The organism is Frankia tisae (assembly GCF_025403405.1).
In the GTDB taxonomy this organism is placed as follows: domain Bacteria; phylum Actinomycetota; class Actinomycetes; order Frankiales; family Frankiaceae; genus Frankia; species Frankia tisai.
Genome location: NZ_JANEZT010000507.1, coordinates 1 through 3,726, shown reverse-complemented (window position 1 = coordinate 3,726; position 3,726 = coordinate 1). Strand labels below are relative to the sequence as shown.

Sequence of the window (3,726 nt, the reverse complement as noted above, 5' to 3'; positions counted from 1 at the left end):
GGGCCAAGCTTGATCGGTGCGCCGAGGATTGTCCGTCCGCCTGGTCCCACGGGGCTTGGGCAGGCTGGGCAGGGAGCTGGCGTGGGGACTGCCGGTTTTCCGGCTCCCTGCCGCTGGTCCATGGCGGGCGACCTCGGCGAGCAGCGGCTCGACCGCCCAGAGCCGGGCGTTCTCCGCGTTTATCTACGCATGGTGACAGCGTCTCAGTGTCTCAGCCGCCGATACGGTTCGGCCTCGTGGAAGTCTTCCTGACAGACTCGGTCGCCCTGACTGCCCCGGCGCCCGGGGTGGACGCGACGGAGGCGGAGCGCCGCGCGGAGCAGTTCCGGCGTCAGTTCGTGCCGGAGGGGATGCCGTTCGTGCTGGGCGAGGACGGCTCGTACGACTGGGTGCTCAACCGGTTTCTCCGGTCGCTGCCGACCTCGGGAGTCCGGTCGGCGCATAGCTGGCGTGCCTACGTGTTGGACGTTGTGACCTGGGCGCGGTTCCTCGAGGAGTACCGCGGCCGGTCGGTGCTGGAGGCGCGGCGGGAGGATCTGGAGGCCTTCTATGCGGCCCGCCGGCTGTCGCCCGCGCCGTACCGGGTGTCGGCGGCCACCTGGGATCGGCTGGTGGCGGCCTTGGAGAAGTTCTACCGCTGGGCCCTGTCGACCAGTCTGATCGAACGGCCGCTCTTCGGTTACGAGCGGCTGCAACCCTCCGGCGAGATGGCGGTGGTGGGGGCGCGGGAGAAGGTGTCGCGGCCCGGGGACGTGCGGTTCCTCTCGCTTCCCCGGTACGTGGCATTTCGGGACGTCGGGGTGCGCGGGTGGGCGCCCGGCGGAGGGGAAGACGCGGGGTTCGTCGGGCGCTGCGGCGGGCGCAACGCGGTGTTCGCGGACTTGTGCGTCACGACGGGGCTGCGGCTGGAGGAGGCCAACAGCCTTCTCGCCTGCGAGCTACCGGCCGTGGACACCTCCGACGGTGCCCGTTCCGCCCGATTCGAGCTCGCCCCGCTGACGACCAAAGGTGACCGTGGCCGGTGCATCCGCATCCCGCACCGGGTGTTGCGGCACATCCGCGACTACGTCGAGGCCGAACGCTGTGTCGCCGTCCAGCGTGGAGCCGGGCGCGGCGCGTTCGCGGGGCCGCGTTGGATTCCGGTGCGGGCACCTGATCGCCGCGGCGGGCAGATGCGGCGGCCGGGCGGCCGATGGTCCGCTGTCGTCTGGGCCGATCTCAACCCCGCCGAGCGGTCCCGGCTGGTCGAGGTCGACGAGGCCGGCGAGCCGGTGGGGCCGCTGGCCTTGTGGTTGAGCGAACGGGGTGCGCCCATGGCGGCGAGTTCGTGGGAGTCGGTGTTCGACCGGGCCAGCTCGCGCTGCCGCCGCTTGGGCCTGGATATCGAGGCCTCGCCGCATACCCTGCGTCATTCCTTCGCTGTCCATCTGCTCACCGAGCTGGTCCGCCAGCAGGTCGGGTCGATGCGGGACGGGGCGGCGGACATGCGGCACAACGCCTACCGGCGGGTGATGGGCGACCCGCTGGCCCACCTCCAAAAGATCATGGGGCATGTCCGGATCACCACGACCTACATCTACCTCGATTCCGTCGGCGAGGCCCAGGAGTTGGTCGATGAGGCGGTCAAAGACCTGGCCGAGGCGCTCGGCGAGGCCGACCCCGAGCAGCTGCTCGCCGAGCTGGCGGCGACGCGCTGATGGTCATGTCCCGAGGCCGGCGCCAGGCGTTGTTCCCACCGGGGGCACAGACCGAGCCTGGGCTGGCAGCCGCCGAGGCGGCAGCCGTCGAAGCGGGAGGCGAGGAGCTGCCGCCGCTGGTGTTCGCGCTGTCGTTCCCCGACGGCCCCGGCTGCAATGTGGATCTCAGCGGGGTGGCCTGCCCCCGGCTGGTGCGCAGCCTCGCGGCGGCGCTGCGGCGCCAAGCCCAGGTCGGCGGGCGGATCCGGACCCGCTCCACCGCCTACATATACATGGCGGCGCTGCGCCGGCTGGATGAGTTCCTGGCCACCCGCGTCGCCCACCCCGCTCGGATGCCGCTGGCGGAGCTGACCGCGCAGCTGCTGGACGACTTCGAGTGTCACCTCTACCAGCGTGTCCCCGAACGCCGGACGGCCTACGGACTTGTCCTGAACGTGGTGGCGTTGCTCCGGCATGTCCGCGACACCGAACCCGAGTTGTTGCACGACTCGATGCCCGCCCGGCTGCGGTTCATCGGGGTGGGCGCCTACCCCCACCCCGGCCAGGGTGTCGACGCCTATCCGCTGCGGGTCGCAGCCGCGCTGCGGCAGGCCTGCCGGGAGCAGATCCGCATGGCGGTCCACCGGATCACCGTGGAGGGGGAGGCGGTGCTGGCCCGTGGCCGGGACCCGCGACTGCATGGCTGGGACGACGAGGCCAACCTGCTCTGGGAAATCAACCGGCGGGGCGTCCTGACGGTTGCCGACCTGGCCGCCGCGGCCGGCTGGTCGCGCAAGCAGGCCGGCCGGTGGGGCATCCGCCGGCTGCACCAGCTGCTCTACCCCGACGAGACCGACCTGGCCGCGTTGGCGATCCTGTTCGCCCTGGACACCGGGCTGGAACCGGAGTCGCTGCGGGAGTTGGCCGTGGACTGCCGGAAGAACCCCGCTCGCGGCTATGTCGAGGTCGACTACCTCAAGCGGCGTCGGCGCGGCCAGGAGTGGAACCGGCTGCGGGTGCGCGACGGGAACGCCTCCACCCCCGGCGGGCTCCTGCGCCTGGTGGTCCGGCTCACCCGCCGGGCACGCCAGCACGTCGGCGACGACGCCGCAGCGCTGTGGGTGGGCTACCAGGCTCAGCAGAATCTCCTGGCCCGCAGCAGGCTGATGGTCCACGACCGCTCGGGTGCGGCTGCGCTGGCCCGCCGCCACGGACTCGCCGGCGAGGACGGCGAGCCGCTCGTGGTGGATTTCCGGCGCCTCCGCAAGACCCACAAGGCCGAGTTCTACCGGGCCACCGGCGGGCAGTTGCCGCTGCTCGCCCGCGGCCACTCGCGCGAGGTCGCCGCGGCCCGCTACGCCGACATCCCCGCCCTGCGGGACACCCACGAGTCCGCCGTCTCCGACGGGCTGGCCGAGGCCTTGGCCGACGCGGTCCAACTGCGGGTGCTGTCCACCGCGGACGAGCGGCGCCTCGCCGAGCAGCCCACGCTCGCGCCCCAGGTGGCCGGCATCGAGCCCGAGCAGGTCGCGCCGCTGCTCGCCGGGGAGCTCGACCTGTGGCTGTCGGCCTGCCGGGACTTCGCCAACTCGCCGTTCGGCTCGCCAGGCAAGCCGTGCCCGGTGCCGTTCTGGAGCTGCCTGGACTGCTCGAACGCAATCATCACCAGCCGGAAGCTGCCCGCGGTCCTCGCGTTCCTCGACCACGTCGAGGAACAGCGGGAACACCTCGACGCCGAGGCCTGGGCCGGGCTGCACGGCGCCACCCGGCGGCGCATCCTCACCCAGATCCTCCCAGCCTTCCCCGACGACCTCATCGCCCAAGCCAGGGCGATCGCCGAGGCCGACCGCCCGCTTGAGCATCTGCCGCCGCTGCTGGGCGGGATAGGAACCCGCGCATGAGGACCCCGACCCCCGTCGGCACGCCAGCAGCCGGGATCGGTGTCCCGCTGTCCTCGGCGCACGTCCCCGACGAGGTGTTCGTGCTCGCCGGCCGCGTGCTCCGGCCGGGAACCGGCCCCGGCCCCCGGTTCGGCGAGGACGTCTGGGAC

The 3,726-nt window shown here is 72.5% G+C and carries 2 protein-coding genes; both read left to right on the top strand.

Annotated elements, in window-relative coordinates; translation table 11 throughout:
* Positions 1 to 236 precede the first annotated feature (236 nt).
* Positions 237 to 1,697: a tyrosine-type recombinase/integrase gene (locus tag NBZ85_RS28905; protein WP_261563121.1), complete on the top strand. Its 1,461-nt coding sequence runs from the start codon at positions 237 to 239 to the stop codon at positions 1,695 to 1,697.
* Entirely contained in the window at positions 1,697 to 3,577 is a 1,881-nt protein-coding gene (locus NBZ85_RS28900) for a hypothetical protein (RefSeq protein ID WP_261563119.1), read from the top strand. Before NBZ85_RS28905 ends, NBZ85_RS28900 begins: the two co-directional genes overlap by 1 nt.
* Positions 3,578 to 3,726 lie beyond the last annotated feature (149 nt).